General features: G+C 69.6%; 14 protein-coding genes. 7 read left to right on the forward strand and 7 right to left on the reverse strand.

What is annotated here, in order from left to right; genetic code table 11:
- Positions 1-41 precede the first annotated feature (41 nt).
- Positions 42-1,064 (reverse strand): hypothetical protein, encoded by a 1,023-nt coding sequence (locus EFA46_RS09360; protein ID WP_123076404.1) that lies wholly within the window; start codon positions 1,062-1,064, stop codon positions 42-44.
- Between the two features lie 123 nt (positions 1,065-1,187).
- Between EFA46_RS09360 and EFA46_RS09365 the strand changes: the two genes are divergently transcribed.
- Positions 1,188-2,363 (forward strand): glycosyltransferase family 4 protein, encoded by a 1,176-nt coding sequence (locus tag EFA46_RS09365; RefSeq protein WP_123076402.1) that lies wholly within the window; start codon positions 1,188-1,190, stop codon positions 2,361-2,363.
- A gap of 3 nt (positions 2,364-2,366) precedes the next feature.
- Here EFA46_RS09365 and EFA46_RS09370 read toward each other — a convergent pair whose 3' ends face one another.
- Positions 2,367-3,800, reverse strand: a complete 1,434-nt coding sequence (locus tag EFA46_RS09370) for a polysaccharide biosynthesis C-terminal domain-containing protein (protein ID WP_148040662.1) — start codon at positions 3,798-3,800, stop codon at positions 2,367-2,369.
- A gap of 99 nt (positions 3,801-3,899) precedes the next feature.
- Between EFA46_RS09370 and EFA46_RS09375 the strand changes: the two genes are divergently transcribed.
- A complete protein-coding gene (locus EFA46_RS09375; protein WP_158604255.1) occupies positions 3,900-4,847 on the forward strand; it encodes a glycosyltransferase in 948 nt (315 codons plus the stop codon).
- Positions 4,848-4,899: 52 nt separating this feature from the next.
- Positions 4,900-6,078: a glycosyltransferase gene (locus EFA46_RS09380; RefSeq protein WP_218182519.1), complete on the forward strand. Its 1,179-nt coding sequence runs from the start codon at positions 4,900-4,902 to the stop codon at positions 6,076-6,078.
- Here EFA46_RS09380 and EFA46_RS09385 read toward each other — a convergent pair.
- Together EFA46_RS09385 and aglM are read right to left on the reverse strand one after the other, a co-directional pair.
- On the reverse strand, positions 6,075-7,076 hold the full coding sequence (locus EFA46_RS09385; RefSeq protein WP_123076396.1) for a glycosyltransferase family 2 protein: 1,002 nt from the start codon (positions 7,074-7,076) through the stop codon (positions 6,075-6,077). The genes EFA46_RS09380 and EFA46_RS09385 overlap by 4 nt on opposite strands.
- Before the next feature lie 94 nt (positions 7,077-7,170).
- Positions 7,171-8,478 carry a UDP-glucose 6-dehydrogenase AglM gene (gene aglM, locus EFA46_RS09390; RefSeq protein ID WP_123076394.1) on the reverse strand — a complete coding sequence of 436 codons (1,308 nt, stop codon included), beginning with the start codon at positions 8,476-8,478 and terminating at the stop codon, positions 7,171-7,173.
- A gap of 115 nt (positions 8,479-8,593) precedes the next feature.
- On the opposite strand from aglM, the gene EFA46_RS09395 reads away from it, so the two are divergent.
- Positions 8,594-9,334 (forward strand): FkbM family methyltransferase, encoded by a 741-nt coding sequence (locus EFA46_RS09395; protein ID WP_123076392.1) that lies wholly within the window; start codon positions 8,594-8,596, stop codon positions 9,332-9,334.
- Between the two features lies 1 nt (position 9,335).
- Here the strand turns inward: EFA46_RS09395 and aglG are convergent, their stop codons facing one another.
- A complete protein-coding gene (gene aglG, locus EFA46_RS09400) occupies positions 9,336-10,271 on the reverse strand; it encodes a glucosyl-dolichyl phosphate glucuronosyltransferase (RefSeq protein WP_123076390.1) in 936 nt (311 codons plus the stop codon).
- A gap of 135 nt (positions 10,272-10,406) precedes the next feature.
- Here aglG and EFA46_RS09405 point away from each other — a divergent pair, with 135 nt between their 5' ends.
- From EFA46_RS09405 to EFA46_RS09415, 3 genes are read left to right on the forward strand one after another with little or no spacing between them, the layout of a single operon-like run.
- Complete coding sequence (locus tag EFA46_RS09405) at positions 10,407-13,481, forward strand: oligosaccharyl transferase, archaeosortase A system-associated (RefSeq protein ID WP_123076388.1); 3,075 nt, start codon at positions 10,407-10,409, stop codon at positions 13,479-13,481.
- 7 nt (positions 13,482-13,488) lie between these two features.
- Positions 13,489-14,427 (forward strand): DUF368 domain-containing protein, encoded by a 939-nt coding sequence (locus EFA46_RS09410; protein WP_255494058.1) that lies wholly within the window; start codon positions 13,489-13,491, stop codon positions 14,425-14,427.
- A 48-nt stretch (positions 14,428-14,475) separates the two neighbouring features.
- Positions 14,476-14,847, forward strand: coding sequence for a hypothetical protein (locus EFA46_RS09415; protein ID WP_123076386.1), 372 nt, complete (start codon positions 14,476-14,478; stop codon positions 14,845-14,847).
- A 16-nt stretch (positions 14,848-14,863) separates the two neighbouring features.
- On the opposite strand, the gene EFA46_RS09420 is transcribed toward EFA46_RS09415, so the two are convergent.
- Both EFA46_RS09420 and EFA46_RS09425 read right to left on the reverse strand, forming a co-directional pair.
- Positions 14,864-15,049 carry a hypothetical protein gene (locus EFA46_RS09420; RefSeq protein WP_123076384.1) on the reverse strand — a complete coding sequence of 62 codons (186 nt, stop codon included), beginning with the start codon at positions 15,047-15,049 and terminating at the stop codon, positions 14,864-14,866.
- 125 nt (positions 15,050-15,174) lie between these two features.
- Positions 15,175-16,347 carry a Cdc6/Cdc18 family protein gene (locus tag EFA46_RS09425; protein ID WP_123076382.1) on the reverse strand — a complete coding sequence of 391 codons (1,173 nt, stop codon included), beginning with the start codon at positions 16,345-16,347 and terminating at the stop codon, positions 15,175-15,177.
- Positions 16,348-16,402 lie beyond the last annotated feature (55 nt).

The following is a 16,402-nucleotide window of genomic DNA, read 5'->3' on the forward strand; positions in this document are numbered from 1 at the left end:
GGTCCCTCCGCCCTTAACTATCGTGCTATCGTCGGAGTCGGCTATTCGTCCGCGTCGCGTCTCACCGTGTCGGAGACGGACCGCGCGGCGTCGACGCAGGTGTGTTCGCGGACCCACTCGACGGCGTTTCGCTGGAGGAGACCGTAGAGGTCGTTCGTCTCGACGTATCCGATCTTCCGGCGGAGTTCGCGGGGCGTCTCGAAGGAGAGGCAGTTCTCCAGGTCCCGTAAGCCGTGTGGGGCGCACTCGGCCGGTTTGTCGTCTAGCTCGTAGAAACACGGCACCGTCCAGTTCGCCGCGATCTCGTAGTGGCGCATGCACTCCCACCCACCCTTCTTCATCGTGATACCGTAGCGCGATGCGGCGATGTCGTCGTAGTAGGCGGCTTCCGTGTCGAAAACCGGGCGCGTCGTGCAGTTCTCGCGGACCTCCGGGAGTTCGTACGCCGGCTCACACTGGACGTGCGTCTGGAACGTCTGCGTCTTCTCGGGCCGCTCGTCGCGGATCTTCTCCGCCGGGATGGAGAACGGTATCGGGTGCACGTTCGCACGGGCGGCGACCGCGTCGTCCTTCTCGCGCTTGAAGTAGTAGCCCTCGTCGAGCGCCGGCTCGTAGAGGGCGCTCCCCACTGCGGGCATGACCTCCATCCCTCGCCGCCGCCTGCTCAGGGCTTCGCGGACGAACGCGACCGCGGATCGCGGCGTCGGCTCGTAGCGCTCGTCCTCGCCGTCGAGGAAGGCGACGGGACACGGGACGGCGTCGAAGTCCACGCGCTCGAAGAGGTCGGTCTCTCGGCGGACGTTCCCGAAGACCAACAGGTCGAACTCCCCGTCCTCGAGTCGCTCGAAGGGTGCCTCGCGGTCGACGTCGTCGCCGCCCTCCAGTGTCCCCCACACGGTGAAGCCGCCACCGTGGACGTCCTCGGCCGCGTCCTCGTGGGCGGCGTAGACGACGTCCTTTCGGGGCACGTCGACACACGTCACGTCCGGCAGGCGCTTGAGACCGATGAGGACCTGATCCTGTAGGTATTCGGTGTAGTCCGTCGTCAAGTACAGAACCTTCATGAACGGTCGATGACACTCGTTCGCCGGCCACCGGCATAACGCTTCTCGTTGCCGGTCTCGGACGCGTACCCCGTCGACCGACGGGATTTATACGAATCCGGTCCCGAGAACGACCACCCGTCGATGCGAGTCATTCAGGTTCTTCATCACTCACTCACGCCGTTCAAGCCGGACGCGGACCCACGGACCTACGAGGAGGACTGGAACGTCAAGGTCGCCAAGCAACTGGCCGAGCGCGACGGCGAGCACACCTTCGAGTGCTGGCGCCCCGAGCACACGTTCTCGGAGTCCTACGAGCGGGTCGACGACGACATCACGTATCGCGTCTTCCCCTCGACGTACCTGCATCCGAAGGTGGAGTACTCGCAAGCGATGCGCCGCGCGCTCGCCGACGCCGCACGCGAGGACGACGTCCTCTTCCACTTCCACGGCCTCTACAACTACTTCACGTACGTGCTGCTCGCGACCGTCGGCGAGCGCGCGCCGATCGTGATGCAGTCGCACGGCGGCGACCCCGCCGTCCCGAGCGTCACCTACGGCTCCCTCGTCTCGAGGCTCTCTGCGGTCGCGGAGTACCTCCCACAGGAGTACGCGTTCCGGAAGGCCGACCAGATATTCGCGCTGACGAAGCGCGAAGCCGCGCTCCTCTCCGACTACGGCCCTACCACGGTGTCGCCGATGGGTGTCGACTTCGACCGATTCCGCCCGACTGAGACGGCGGCGGCCCGAGACGCCCTCGACGTCGACGTCGGCGACGAGTACGTCGTCGCGTACATCGGTCGGCTGATCGAGCGGAAGGGCGTCGACGTCCTGATCGAGGCGGCGGACCGACTCGCGGCCGAGGGACACGAGTTCCGCGTGCTCGTCGGGGGGTCGGGGCCGATGCAAGACGACCTCGAAGCCCTCGTGGCGCGCCGTGGCCTCGAGGACCGCATCGACTTCCTCGGGCACGTCGCCGAAGCCGACAAGGTCGACTTCTACAACGCCGCGAACGCGGTCTGCTTCCCGAGTAAGACGGAGCCCTACGGCATCGTCCCCGTCGAGGCGCTCGCCTGCCGGACGCCGCTCGTCGCCACCGAAACCGGCGCGGTCCCCGACATCGTCGAGAACTTCGGCGGGGAATCGCTCGTCGTCCGGCCGGACGACGCGCCCGCGCTCGCGGACGGCCTCGCGGACGCCATCACGGGCGCCCTCGACCCGGCGCGAATCGACCGCGAGTCCGGCCGCCGGAACCACGGCTGGGACGCCATCGTCGACCGGACGCTCGCGGTGTACGACGAACTGCCGTCGGAGAGCTAAACGCTACGTGCCCGCCAAACCGGTTTCGTGGAGGAGCTGGCGGGCGCGAGCGCGAACGTTCGGTGAGAGCGCGGTGAGGGCCGCCCCGTAGACGGCGGCGCCGAGGCCGACGTAGAGGAGGACGATAACGAGCCCGTTCGCGGGGTAGTACGCCGTCAGACCCGCCAGCAGGCCGCCCATGAGTGCGGCGGCCACGACCTCGCCGCCGAGAGTCCGGGAGTCGAGACTGACGTCGACTTCCGCCGGGAACCCCCGATAGGCCAACGCGGCGCTGAGCGAGAGCGCGGTGAGCGTCGCGAGCGCGGCGCCGACCGCCCCGACCGTCGGTATGAGCGCGAGGTTCAACGCGATGTTCGAGAGGATGAAGACCACGCTCACCCGGAAGCTCTGCTCCGGGTGGTCGGTCGCGTCGAGGACGCTGACGAAACTCGTCTCGAAGGACTCGACGCAGCGCATCAGACTCAGCAGGACGAGCACGAGCGGTGCGATTGAGACCGCGACAACGGACGCGCCGTAGATCGAGAGGACGCCGGTGCCGATGACGAGCGCGCCCACCGCACCCGGGATCGCGAGCGCGGGTGCGAGCGGGAGCATCCGGTTCAGTATCCGGTTGACGTCGTCGAAGCGGCCCTTCGCGGTGGCTTCGCTGATCGAGGGGAACGTCACCGCGCCGAACGCCTGCGGTAACAGCATGAACAGCGCGGTGATCCGCCACGCGACCTCGTAGGCGCCGACGACGGCGGGCGCGACGAAGAACCCGAGCAGAACCGTGTCCACCCACGAGTAAGACATCCCACGGAACTCGCCGAGCCAGACGTATCGACCGTACTCGTAGAGGCTCCGCACGGACGCCCAATCGGGAACCGCGAACGACCGGTCCGAGACGTAGAGACAGACGAGCGCGGTGACGCCCGCGGCGACGATCTCCCCACGGAGGAGCGAGAGCACACCCCCGCCGGTGTACAGGAGCACGAACTGGAGGGCGGCGATCCCGATCCCGCCGGCGGCGTCGGCGAGCGCGGCGGCCTCGACACGGTGCTCGCCGCGAAGGACGCCGGTCGCGTGCGAGAAGACGGACTTGGAGACGTAGAGCGCGGCGACGAGGGAGATCTCCGCGAATCCGATGTACGAGCTGAGCGGCGCGCTCGCGAGCAGGATCACGGCGGCGGCGACGGTGACGACGACGGCGAGGAGGAGGAGTCCCGTAGTGTGGAACACGTTCCGCCGCGCCCCCTCGCTGATTCGCTTCGACGTCGCGAGGCTGACCGAGCTCGTGGGTATCCGAACGATACCGACGACGCCAAGCGCGAGCGCGTACTGACCGAACGCACCCGCGCCGAGGATTCGGACGGCGTAAATGGTGACGAGCGCACCCACGACCGTCCGGGCGAGAGTGACGGAGAACTGGACCGCGGACGCGCGAGCGAGACCGGCCATCTGTCCGCTCCTTGGACCAGCCGTCTCTATAAGCCCACGGTCTCGGGAGCGCCGCGACCGGTCAGAACATTCATTACGGCGACTCTCCGCGTACGGAACGTGAACGAGTCCCCGCGCGTCTCCGTCGTCGTGCCGACCTACAACGGCGAGGCGTACGTCCGCGACGCGGTCGACAGCGTGCTCGCGCAGTCGTTCGCGGACGTCGAGGTGCTCGTCGTCGACGACGGCAGTACCGACGGCACCGTCGCGGCCGTCGAGTCGTACGACGACGAGCGCGTGACTCTCCACGAGAACGAGGAGAACCTCGGGATCGCGGGGAACATGAACCGGGGCGCGTCGCTCGCCGAGGGCGACGTGCTGGCGTTCCTCGACCAGGACGACTACTGGCGTACGGAGAAACTCGAACGGCACCTCGAACGCCACGACGCCGACGACGCCGCCGTCGTCTACTCGGACGTCGAAGTCGTCGACGGCGACGGCACCACGCTCGAGTACGCCGACCCGCCCGCGCCCGCGTCCGCCGGCCTCCCGCTCGTCCGACAGCTCTACGTCCACCTCAACTTCCTCCGGTCGTTCTCCTGCGTCACCGTCGAGCGCGAGGCGTGGCGCGACGCCGGCGGCCTCGACGAGTCGTTCGACGTCTCCGCCGACTACGACCTCTACGTCCGTCTCGCCGCCGACCACCGCTTCGCGCTCGCGGACGCACCGCTCGCGGTGAAGCGCACGCACGAGGGGAACGCGTCGGGCGACCGGGTAGCGCTCTACGACGACATCCAGCGCGTGCTCGAGCGGACGCGCGAGCGCCACCCCGCCGTCACCGACCTCTCGCGCGAGCAGCGGGCGACGCACGGCTTCGAGCAGGCCTTTTGCGCGTACCGCGCCGACCGGCCACGCGAGGGACTCACCCACTGCGTGCGGAGCCTCCGGAGCGACCCACGCCCCATCACGGGGTTCCTGTTCGCCGTTCTCGCCCTCGACCTCCTCACCGGACCGGTTCGCGCCGGAACCGCCGGATACCGCCTCTATCGCCGCTGGAAGGCGCTGTGACTCGCGCGGCGTCGAAGGAGTTTTCTCCCGTCCCGGGTAACGTCCGGCCATCGTGAACGACCTCGCGCTCGCCCACTGGGGCGAACACGTCAACGGCGGCGGCGACCGCGTCGCGTGGGAACTCACGCGCGCCTTCCCGGACGCCCCGCTCTACGTCGGCTATCGGGACGCGTCGGTCGAACCCGACGACGTCACCGCGACCGAAATCCGTGGCGGGTTCGGCACCGACTGGGGGATGAAGCGCGGCGGCGCCGCCCGCATGCTCTCGCACCTCCTCCGCTGGCAGCGCGCGGACGAACTCCGCCCGTACGACACAGTCGTCACGAGCGGGAACGAACCCCTGTTCTACGTCGCGCCGGACGCCCAGACGTGGGTCGCGTACGTCCACCACACGAACCGCCGCCAGTCCGACCTCATCGATTCCGTCGACGCCGACGGGCTCTCCGGGGCGCTGAAGCTCCTCTTCTACTACGCGGTGCGCGTCGCGTTCGACCACAACACGCATCGCCCCGACCTCTTCGTCGCGAACTCCGACATGGTCAAGCGCCGCATCCAGCGCTACTGGGGCGTCCCCGAGGAGAAGATCCGGGTCGTCTACCCGCCCATCCCGACGCACGAGTACGACCCGAGCGACGCCGAGACGGGCGACTACTACCTGACGCTCTCGCGGCTCGACTGGCACAAGAAGGTGGACGAGATCGTCGCGGCGTTCAACGAGATGCCGGACGCGCGACTCGTCGTCGCGGGCGACGGCTCCGAGCGCGAGGAATTGGAGGCGATGGCGAACGACAACGTCGAGTTCGCCGGCTACGTGAGCGAGGACCGGAAGGCCGAGTTGCTCGCCGGCGCGAAGGCGTTCGTCTTCAACGCCCGCGAGGAGGACTTCGGCATCTCGCCCGTCGAAGCGCTCGCCGCCGGCACGCCGCTGCTCGGCGTCGAAGAAGGGATGACGCAGTTCCAGGTCGTCGACGGGAAGAACGGATACACGCACGTCCGCCCGGACGAGGACGGGCGCCGCCTCCGCGAGAGCGTCGCGACGTTCGAGGCGGAGGGCGTCGAGTGGACGGACGCGGAGATCGCCGCGTTCGCCGAGCGCTTCTCCGTCGACGCCTTCCACGAGGGGATGCACGAGGCGGTCGTCGAGGCGCACGAGCGCGCGGACTTCACGCCCGAGTGGGTCGAGCGCTATCGCGACGGCGAACGCCCCGAGACCGGGCAGGATGAGCGCTAGCGCCCGTCGCGCTCCACGCCGCCGTAGTTCCAGTCGTAGTCCTCCGCGTAGAGGAGCTCGCGGAGCGCGGTGTAGCCGAGGAGGTAGAAGCGCGGGAGTCGGAGCGCGAGCTCCCGGGCGTCCGGAACGCCGTGCGCTCGCCCGTAGTCGAAGTAGACGTAGACGGCGAACGCCGTCAGCGGGACGGCGCCGAGCGCGAGCGACCCGCCGAGGGTCAGCGGCGCGAGGAGGACCGCGAGCGCCGTCGCCGCGATGGAGACGGCGGACGCGACGTCCCCGAGGACGTGAATCGGATAGAAGGAAGCGTACCAGCGGCCGTACTTCCGGAGGAACGCGACGCACCCCGGCCGCGCGCTCATCTTCGAGATTTCGACGTACGGGCTCTCGTCGACGACGAGATCCGCCGCGAGCGCGGCCGTCGAGTACGAGCGCACGCCGGCGCGCCAGAGGCGAATCCGGAAGTCCCAGTCCTCGCCGCGATTCATCCATCGGTCCCACCCGCCCAGTAAGTCGAGCACCTCGCGCTTGATCGAGCAGTTCGCCTGCACGAAGAAGTCGTACGTCTTCGGGTTCTCGACCTCGCCTTCGACCTCTGGGCCGGCGTTCAGCACGCCGAACTCGGGGTGCTCGCGGTGGAACTCGAGGTGGGTCTCGACCCAGTCGGGCTCGACGCGCTTCTCCGTGTCCAGGCAGGCCAAGAGGTCCTCCTCGAGCGCTTCGTAGATCTGCTGGCGCGCGGCGCTGATGCCGCGACCGTGCGTCGTCTCCTCGAGCAGCGCGATCTCGACGTCGGTCGATTCCGCGACGTCGCGCACGATCTCGGGCGTGCGGTCGGTGCTCGCGTCGACGACGATGATCCGGTCCGGCTGTCGGTGCTGCTCGAGGAGCGACTCGAGGGTCGCCCGGATGGAGTCCTCGTTGTCCTTCGTCGGCACGCCGACCGCGACCGACTCGATGGGGCCGTCGAACGTCGGTGTGGGCCGCTCTTGTGTGGTCATGGCGTGTGTCTCTGTGACCGGTTTCCGGTACTCGCGGGCCGTGCGCTCGTGGCCGACCGCCGGCGCCGAGCCGACTCTCGGGAACGCCGCCCCGCTACCAACATAGCCCCTCGTACTCGAGGCCGCGCGCTTCCACCGGCAGGTCGACGTGTCGCCCGTCGACGACGAGCTTTCGCGCCATCGCCTCGAACTCCGCGTCGAGGGCACCGAACTCGTCCCAGTCGGTGACGACCAGCGCCGCGCTCGCGCCGTCGAGGGCGTCAGCGGCGGTGTCCGCGTACGCGATGTCGGGGAACTGCTCGCGCATGTTCGCAGTGGCGACCGGGTCGTAGGCGACGACGTCGGCGTCGCGCTCGAGGAGCCCGTCGATGACCGGGATGGCCCGCGAGTTCCGGACGTCGTCGGTCCCGGGCTTGAACGCGAGGCCGAGGACGGCGACTCGCTCGCCGGCGACGGCCAAGTGGTCGTCGAGGAGCGCGAGCAGGCGCTCGGGCTGTCGGTCGTTGACGTCCACGGCGGCCTGCAGCAGCTCAGGCTCGTAGTCGGCGGCGCGCGCGGCGGCGATGAGCGCCTTCGTGTCCTTCGGGAAGCAACTCCCGCCCCAGCCGAGCCCCGAGCGGAGGAAGCGCGCGCCGATGCGGTCGTCCAGCCCGATGGCGTCCGCCACCTCGTAGGCGTCGACGTCGTACTCCTTGCAGACGTTGCCGAGTTCGTTGACGAGCGAGACCTTCGTCGCGAGGAAGGTGTTGTTCGCGTACTTGATCATCTCGGCCTCCCGGAGGCCGGTCTCGACGACGGGGACGTCGCCGTCCGCGTCCGCGACCAGCGGGTCGAAGACGCGCCCGAAGGCGTCGTAGACCGCCGGGTCGTCGGCCGCCCCGAAGACGAGTTTGTCCGGGTCGCGGAAGTCCGAGACGGCCGTCCCCTCGCGGAGGAACTCGGGGTTCATCCCGACGTGGAGGTCGTCGCCGACCGTCATCCCGGAGCGCTCGGTGATGCGAGGGGCGACGACGTCGCCGGTCGTCCCGGGGACGACGGTGCTCTTCACGACGACGGTGTGCTCGCCGTCCTTCCCCTCGAGGGCGTCCCCGAGCGACTCCGCGCCCCGCTTGATGTAGGTGCGGTCGTTGCTCCCGTCCGGCTTCGAGGGCGTCGGCAGCGCGAGGAAGGTCAGGTCGGTCTCGCGGACCGCGTCGTACTCCGTGGTCGCCCGCAGGCGCCCGCCGGCGTGCTCGGCGACGAGGTCCGCGAGGCCGGGCTCGTGAATCGGCGCCTCCCCGTCGTTGATGGCCGCGACGACGTCCGGGTCGACGTCGACGTTCGTCACGCTGTGTCCGGCGTCGGCGAGGCAAGCGGCGACCGTCGTTCCGACGTAGCCGCTCCCGACGATACTGACGTCCATTACCGTCCTGTACTGCGGGCCGGCATTTCAGGATTCGGATGCCGCCACCTCCCAGGAGGAATCGGTCGCCGAGACCACCCAAAGAAACAAGCACGAACGGGAGATACGGGTCGCCATGTCACTTCTCTATCGCTCCGTCCGCATCCTCCGGACGGAGGGCATTTCGACGCTACTGCGGCGCGGCACGTACGAGGCCTACCGACAGACGCGGGAGGTGCTTCCCCGGACGACGGCGACGTACGGCGGGGTCGAGGTCCGCGCGGGGCGGATACTCGACGACTACGTGCCCGACTTTTCCCTGGACCGCCCCGGCTACGAGTCGGGGCTCACGGCGGCCATCGAGGGCGAGGTCGAGGAGGGCGACCGCGTCGTCATCGTCGGCGGCGGCTGGGGCGTCACCGCCGTGCTCGCCGCCCGCCGCGTCGGTCCCGAGGGGTCGGTCACCGTCTACGAGGGCTCGAAGACGCAACTCGAGCGCGTGCGCGAGACGCTCGCGCTGAACGGCGTCTCGGGCCGCGTCACCGTCGAGCACGCCGTCGTCGGGGCCGACGTGAGCGTCTTCGGAAGCGCGGGCGACGCCGATTTCGTTCCCAGCGCGGAGCTACCGGACTGCGACGTTCTCTCGCTCGACTGCGAGGGTGCCGAGCTACGCATCCTCGACGGGTACGAGGGCGAGCCACGCGCGGTGTTCGTCGAGACGCACGCGTTCCTCGGGGCGCCGAAGGCCGACGTCGAGGAGCGGCTCACCGGCCTCGGCTACACCATCGACGACGTGCGCGTCGCGGAGGAGACGAGTCGCGAGTACTGTGAGGAGAAGGGAATCTACGTCGTGACGGCGACGCGAGCGGGCGCGTAGCCTACGCGTTCGCCTTCTCGACGACGCCCGGCGTCACCATCGCGTACACGTACCCCAGTCCGACTGCGGCGGTGAACGCGGCGATGGCGCCGAGCTGTTCGGCCCCCGAGAGCGACGGCGAGCGAACGAGGCGCTTCAGGCGCATCGGGACGCGCTCGGTGAGGAGCCACTCCAAGTAGTCGCCCTTGTCGTCGGGCGCGTCCGGGTAGAGGAGGTCCATGACGCGCTTCGAGTAGCCCTGCCAGAAGGAGCGAAAGAGGAGCCAGCGGAACTCCCCTCGGTAGTCGAAGAGCTTGTGGTGGACGACCGCGTCCTCCGTGAACACCATCCCCGTCCCGTACTCGCGGAGGAGGCGGATGCCGACGGGCGCCTCGTGGGCCTGGAGGTGTTTGTCGCCCTTCCGGCCGGTGTTCGGGTCGTATCCGCCGACCTTGAGGAACGCCTCGCGACGGTAGGAGATGTTCGAGCCGTAGGTGTTGCGAACCTCCTCGCCGTCCTCCGCGAACCCGGGTTCGACGACGCCGACGAGCCAGTAGAACTCGTCGGGGAAGAAGTCGGGTTTCTCGGCCTGCCAGTCGGCTTCGACGTCGCCGCCGACGGCGATGGCGTCCGTGGACTCGTAGACGTCGACGAGGTTCGCGACCCAGTCGGGTTCGGCGGTCGCGTCGTCGTCAATGAACGCGACGACGTCACCGGAGGCGAGCTCGGCGCCCTTCGTCCGGCTGTAGGAGATTCCTTGGTTCTCGTCGTTGTCGTGGAGGACGTCCGCGCGCTCGCCGAAGTCCGCCTCGACGCGCTCGTAGACCGCGGGGTTCCCGTCGACGACGAGGACGACTTCGAGGGGCTCGTACGTCTGCGCGAGCACGCTCTCGACGGCCTCAGAGAAGACGTCGTAGCGCTCCATCGAGTACGTACAGACGACGACGGAGACCTTCATCAGGCGGACCTTCCGCCGATCCGCGAATAAGGGTTGTGGTTCCCACGGTGGCGTGCAGGCGCGCGCTCGGTTCTGGCCGCCGCGTAAGCCGCCATATGACAAGGCTTATCCTCACTTTCCGTGTCCACGAACACAATGAGCGACGATAGCGACCAGTCCGGCGACACCTCCACCGCCGGCCGTTCGGTCCTCGATCTAGCGGCGGACTGGTACCAGGTCCCCGTGCTCGCGCTCCTCATGGCGTTCATGCTGTGGGTCAGAGCACAGTCCTGGCAGCAGTTCGTCCGGAACGGACAGGTGTTCTTCAGCGGGAACGACCCGTGGTATCACTACCGGAGTACGATGTACGTCGTGCGGAACTGGCCGGCGACCATGCCGTTCGAGCCGTGGACGCTGTTCCCCTACGGAACGACCGTCGGGCAGTTCGGCACGCTCTTCGACCAGCTGATGGCGACGGCTGCCCTGCTCATCGGCCTCGGCAGCCCAAGCGAGCAGACCGTCGCGATGACGGTGCTGTTCACGCCCGTCGTCGTCAGCGCGCTCGTCGTGCTCCCGACGTACTACCTCGCGAAGCGCCTCGCCGGCCGTTCCGCCGGCGTCCTCGCCGCCGCCGTCCTCGCGGTTCTCCCGGGGATGTTCCTCCAGCGCGGCCTCGTCGGCGCGGCCGACCACAACATCGCCGAGCCGCTCTTTCAGGCGGCGGCGGTCCTCGGACTCCTCGTCGCCCTCCACGTCGCCGAGCGCGACCGCCCCGTCTGGGAGCAGGTTCGCGCACGCGAGTGGGGCGCGCTGAAGCCCGTCCTCGGCTGGAGCGCGCTCGCCGGTATCGCCACCGCCCTCTACATGTGGGTGTGGAACCCCGGCGTCCTCCTCGTCGGCATCGTCGGCGTCTTCTTCCTCCTGAAGCTCGCGAGCGTCCACTACAACGGTCGGAGCCCCGACCACCTCGCGTTCGTCGGCGCGACGAGCATGAGCGTCACCGCCGTCCTGATGCTCGTGCCGTTCGGCGAGGTCGGGTTCGGCGTCACCTCCTACTCGCTCCTCCAGCCGGTCGCGGCGCTCGGCGTCGCCGCCGCCTGTGTCTTCCTCGCGTGGCTCGCCCGGACCTTCGAGGCGCGCGACCTCGACCGCTCGCTCTACCCGCTCACCGTCCTCGGCGCCACCGTCGTCGGCGCGGGCGTCGTCTCCGTCGTCCTCCCCGACGTCTTCTCCATGATCGCGTCGAACTTCATGCGCTTCGTCGGCTTCGACGCGAACGCCGCCCAGCGCACCATCGGGGAGGCCCAGCCGTGGCTCGGAAGCCTCTCGAACTACGGCGGCTCTCGCTTCGCGCTCTTCTTCAGCTCCTACGGCCTCGCGTTCTTCGCGATGCTCGCGGCGCTCGCGTGGCTCCTCTGGCGGCCGTTCTACGACAGCGATAGCGACCGCGAGCGGTGGTTCGCGGTCGTCGCGTTCGTCGTCACCACGGTCGTAATCGCGGTGCCCGGCCTCCTTCCGACGGTCGCGGGCAACGTCGGCCTCCCGCCGACGCTCACCGGCCTCGTGCTCGTCGGCGGCCTGCTGTTCGCGTCGCTCGTCCTCGGCGACCACGCGGCGGAGAAGTCGCTCGTCGTCGTCTGGACGCTCTTCCTCATCGCGGCGGCGTTCACGCAGGTGCGCTTCAACTACTACCTCGCGGTGCCGGTCGCCGTCCTCAGCGGCTACGCGGGCGCGAGCGTCCTCCACTCGGAGTACGTGGACCTCGGGTCGGCCCGCGACGCCCTCCGTGACGTCGAGGCGACGCAGGTCGTCGCCGTCGTCGCCGTCCTCCTGTTGCTCGTCGCGCCGCTCACGATGTCCGTGACGCTCAGCACGCCGCAGGGCCAGCTCCAGACCAGCACGGCCTCGCAGGTCGGCGCGTCCGAGAGCCCCGGGTCGGTGCTCGCGTGGAACCCGATGCTCCAGTGGATGCAGAACAACACGCCCGAGGAAGGGAACCTCGGGGGCGCCGGGAACGCGGACGAACTCGACTACTACGGGACGTATCAGCAGACGGGCGATTACGACTACCCGGACGGGAGCTACGGCGTGATGAGTTGGTGGGACTACGGGCACTGGATTACGGTGCTCGGTGAGCGCATCCCGAACGCGAACCCGTTCCAGGGTGGCGCGGCGCACGCCGCGAACTACCTGCTCGCGCAGAACGAGACGACCGCGAACCAGATCCTCGACTCGAGGGGTGACGCCAGCGAGCGCACGCGCTACGTCGCGGTCGACTGGCAGATGGCGTCCGTCACCTCGAAGTTCTCCGCGCCGACGGTGTTCGCCGAGAACGTCTCCGCGTACGACTTCTACCACCCGCTCTATCAGGGGAACCGGACGGCCGGCTACAGCGTCCGGACGTACGCGCACACGCAGAACTACTACGACTCGATGATGGTCCGGCTCTTCCGCTATCAGGGCTCGTCGATGAGCCCCAGCGGCTACGTCCTCGACTGGGACTCGACGGCGGGTGACGCCGGGCAGCTCTACGTGGCGGACAGCAGCACGCAGGTCGTCAAGCGGTTCAACTCGACCGAGGAGGCTCGCGAGTACGTCGCCAACGACTCGACGTCACAGCTCGGCGGCATCGGGCGCTACCCGAGCGAGTACGTGCCCGCCCTCGAGCACTATCGGCTCGTCGGGCTGAGCGACCAGGCGATTTCCTACCAACAGCGCCTCAGCGGCTCGTACTTCGAGGAGCTCCCCTACTGGGCGAAGCTCTACGAGCGCGTCCCCGGCGCGACGGTGCAGGGCACCGGCCCCGCCAACACCACCGTCACCGCGAGCGTGACGATGGAGGCGACGCAGGTCGGCCAGAACTTCACCTACACCCAGCGCGCACAGACCGGTCCCGACGGCGAGTTCACGATGACGCTCCCGTACTCGACGGCCGAGTACGACGAGTACGGCCCGGAGAACGGCTACACGAACGTCAGCGTCCGCGCCGAGGGCCCCTACCAGTTCAGCGCCGTCGAGGGCTCCGGGATGAACAACCAGACCTACTGGACGGACACGGCGAACGTCTCCGAGGGGAAGGTGAACGGCGCGACCGACACCACGGTACAGGTGTCGCTCGAGCAGCTCACGCTCCAACCGCAGGCGGACTCCGGGAACACGACCGCGTCCCTCTCGGAACCGTCCGCCGTGACGACGGCCACGACGGCCGCATCGAGCGAGCAGGCGGGCTGATCCCGCGATGAGTGTCCGCGAGTGGCTCGGCGTCTATCTGCGCGGCGCCGCGATGGGAGCGGCGGACGCCGTCCCCGGCGTCTCCGGCGGGACGATTGCGCTCATCACGGGCATCTACGGGCGCCTCGTCACCGCCATCGCGAGCCTCGACCCGCGCGCGGCGCTCGCGCTCGTCGGCCCCGCCGTCCGCTCGCCGCTCGACGCCGACGCGCGTGCGACCGTCCGCGACGAGCTCGTCCGCATGGACGTCCCCTTCCTCGTCGTGCTCGGCGTCGGCCTCCTCTCCGCAGTCATCACCGTCGCGAACCTCGTGCAGTACTTCCTCGACACGCACCCGGTCGCGACGTACGCCTTCTTCTTCGGGCTCGTCCTCGCGTCCGTGCTCGTGCTCGCCGGTGAGGTGAACCTCGGAACGCCGCGTCGCGTCGCCGTCGCCGTCGGCGGGTTCGCGCTCGCGTTCCTCGCGAGCGGCCCCGCGCAGAGCCAGCTCCCGACGAACCCCCTCGTGACCTTCCTCGTCGGCGCGCTCGCGATTTGCGCGATGGTACTCCCCGGCGTCTCGGGCTCGCTCATCCTCCTGACGCTCGGGCAGTACGACCGGATGACGGGCGCCGTCCACGGGACGACCGCCGCCGTCCTCGCGGGCGACGTGGGCGCGGCGAGCGCCGCCGGGGCGACGCTCGTCGTCTTCTCGCTCGGCGCGTTCGTCGGCCTCCTGACGTTCGCGCGCGTCGTCGCGTGGGCGCTCGAGCAGTATCACGCGGCGACGCTGACGTTCCTCGTCGCGCTGATGGCGGGCGCGCTACGCGCGCCCATCCGCCTCTCGCTCGCCGACGTCGGGACGCTCGACGCCGGCGTCGCGCTCGCCTTCCTCCTGCCGGCGCTCGTCGGCGTCGTCCTCATCGTCGCGCTCGAACGCGTCGGCGGCGGCGTCGTCCTCGACTGAGCGCGGCGCGGCGAACGCCTCAAGGCCGCGCAACACGTTCTCCCACGTATGACCGACCGACAACAGACCCCGGTCTCGCGCGCGGCCGTCGAGCGCGTCGCCGACGACAGCGACCTCTCCGTCGAGGCGCTCCGGGCGGCGCTCGGCGACCTTCAGTCGCTCGCGAGCGACTCGCCCGGCGTCGCGAGCGTCGACGACCTCGTCTACGAGTGGCGGACGGCGTTCCGCGACGACCCGCTCGTCGAGCGCACTCCCGACGCCTACTACCTCGCGGTGCCCGCGCGCGTCTGGGCGGACTTCGCCGAGCGCCTCGACTGGAGCGACGCCGAGCGCGACGCCGTCGAAGCGGTGCACGCGACGACGCTCTCGAACGCACGGGAGACGGACGTGGACGGTCTCCCGATGGTCCTCGGGCGCTGACCGAGCGGAGCGGCGCTCACTCCTCGGAGCTGTGGTGGATCCAGTTCTCGATGCCGATGAAGTCGTCCGCCCCGCAGCCGCCACACTCCGCCGGGGGCTCGAAGCGCCGCTTCCCCGCCGGCGTCCGACTCGGCGTCCCCGCGTGCACTAACTGGCAGCTACTACAGATGTATCGGGCGACCTCCTCCGGTGCGTGAGACATAGTGTTCGGATGTCGGCGGAGACGCATAAGCGCTTCCGCCGTTCGAGACGTCGGATTCGGCGGCGCGACCCCGTGTGTTCTCCGCTGAGACGTCGACGCGACCGACGAACGCCGCCCCGGTCGCGCTACTGCCGGAGGTCGTAGAGACGCCGGAAGACCGTCGGCGCGAAGCCGAGCTCGACGCGGCTCGGCGTGCGCCCCTTGCCCATCCGCTCTGCGGTCTGCACGCGCTCGACGACGCCGACCTCCGCCATCTCGTAGAGGTAGCGCTTGATGGTGCCCGGCGAGAGGTCGACGGCCGGGTCGGCGGCGACGGCTTCCGTCGTCGCGGTGACGGAGCGGCGGTCCTCCTGGTCGAGGTCGACGAGTTTCCGCAGGACGAGCCGTTTGTTCTCGGGGAGCGCGAAGACGGTGCCGAGCGAGACGGAGTGGTGTGGGACGTCGGCGAGCGCGGCCGTGACGTCGGCTTCGCGGACGCGGTCGCGCTGTGCGTTCGCGGCGTGATCGACGGCGGCGAACAGCGCCGCGAGCGCGTCGTGCGCGTTCCCGTCCGCCCATTCGGCGATGCGGCGCGCGAGCGTGTGGCCGAGCGCCTGGCGCGCGAGCGCGCTCGACGCGCGCGTCATCAGCACGTCGATGAGGACGCGGCGCTGGTAGGCGTCGACGGCGATGTCGCGGGCCGTGTACTCGCAGAGCGCGACGTCGGCCGGGTCGCGGCGACCGACGGCGAGCCAGCTCGCGTTGCTGGGGAGGCCGGCGAACCACGCCACGAGGTCGGCGTCGTCGACGCCGGGCGCGTCGACGTGGTCGACGGCGACGACCACGCCCATCCGGGAGGCATCGAGGGCGCCGTGGAGGCGCGCACGTATCTCCTCGGTGCCGACGCCGTGCTCGGGGACGGGGTCGTCGGCGAGCGCGTCGAGCACGCGGTGGTAGAAGGCGAACTCGCTCGATGTCTCGCGGAGGTCGACGTAGACGAATCGCGGGGTGGCGCTCGAGCGCGCCCGCGTCGTCGTGTAGATGGCGTCGCGCGAGCGCGTCGACACGTGCGCGAGGCGCTCGAAGAGCGCGGTGACGACCGCGCTCTTCCCGGCGCCGAACGGGCCGTGGACGTAGGCGTTCGGCGGGAGCGTCCCGTCGAACACCGGGTCGAGGTGGTCGAGGAGGCGCTCGACGACCGGCCCCCGGCCGACGGGCTCGTCGAGGTGTGCGACCGGCGAGAGCGCGTCGTAGTCGCGGACGAGGCGCTGTTCGCCGCCGCGCCGCCGCCGTCGTTCTATCCGCGCGTCGATGTCCATCGTCGGTATGTCGTGATGTCTGGTATCGGTCGTGTCGTGAAAAGCCGTCGGTTCG

The organism is Halarchaeum sp. CBA1220 (assembly GCF_003721175.2).
GTDB classification, from domain to species: Archaea; Halobacteriota; Halobacteria; order Halobacteriales; family Halobacteriaceae; genus Halarchaeum; species Halarchaeum grantii.

Excerpts from the sequence above, each read along its gene's own strand:
- EFA46_RS09420 (WP_123076384.1), bottom strand. The coding sequence starts at position 15,049 with ATGTCTCACGCACCGGAGGAGGTCGCCCGATACATCTGTAGTAGCTGC.
- EFA46_RS09405 (WP_123076388.1), top strand. The coding sequence starts at position 10,407 with ATGAGCGACGATAGCGACCAGTCCGGCGACACCTCCACCGCCGGCCGT.
- EFA46_RS09395 (WP_123076392.1), top strand. The coding sequence starts at position 8,594 with ATGTCACTTCTCTATCGCTCCGTCCGCATCCTCCGGACGGAGGGCATT.
- EFA46_RS09385 (WP_123076396.1), bottom strand. The coding sequence starts at position 7,076 with ATGACCACACAAGAGCGGCCCACACCGACGTTCGACGGCCCCATCGAG.
- EFA46_RS09370 (WP_148040662.1), bottom strand. The coding sequence starts at position 3,800 with ATGGCCGGTCTCGCTCGCGCGTCCGCGGTCCAGTTCTCCGTCACTCTC.
- aglM (WP_123076394.1), bottom strand. The coding sequence starts at position 8,478 with ATGGACGTCAGTATCGTCGGGAGCGGCTACGTCGGAACGACGGTCGCC.
- EFA46_RS09410 (WP_255494058.1), top strand. The coding sequence starts at position 13,489 with ATGAGTGTCCGCGAGTGGCTCGGCGTCTATCTGCGCGGCGCCGCGATG.
- EFA46_RS09360 (WP_123076404.1), bottom strand. The coding sequence starts at position 1,064 with ATGAAGGTTCTGTACTTGACGACGGACTACACCGAATACCTACAGGAT.
- aglG (WP_123076390.1), bottom strand. The coding sequence starts at position 10,271 with ATGAAGGTCTCCGTCGTCGTCTGTACGTACTCGATGGAGCGCTACGAC.
- EFA46_RS09365 (WP_123076402.1), top strand. The coding sequence starts at position 1,188 with ATGCGAGTCATTCAGGTTCTTCATCACTCACTCACGCCGTTCAAGCCG.
- EFA46_RS09415 (WP_123076386.1), top strand. The coding sequence starts at position 14,476 with ATGACCGACCGACAACAGACCCCGGTCTCGCGCGCGGCCGTCGAGCGC.
- EFA46_RS09425 (WP_123076382.1), bottom strand. The coding sequence starts at position 16,347 with ATGGACATCGACGCGCGGATAGAACGACGGCGGCGGCGCGGCGGCGAA.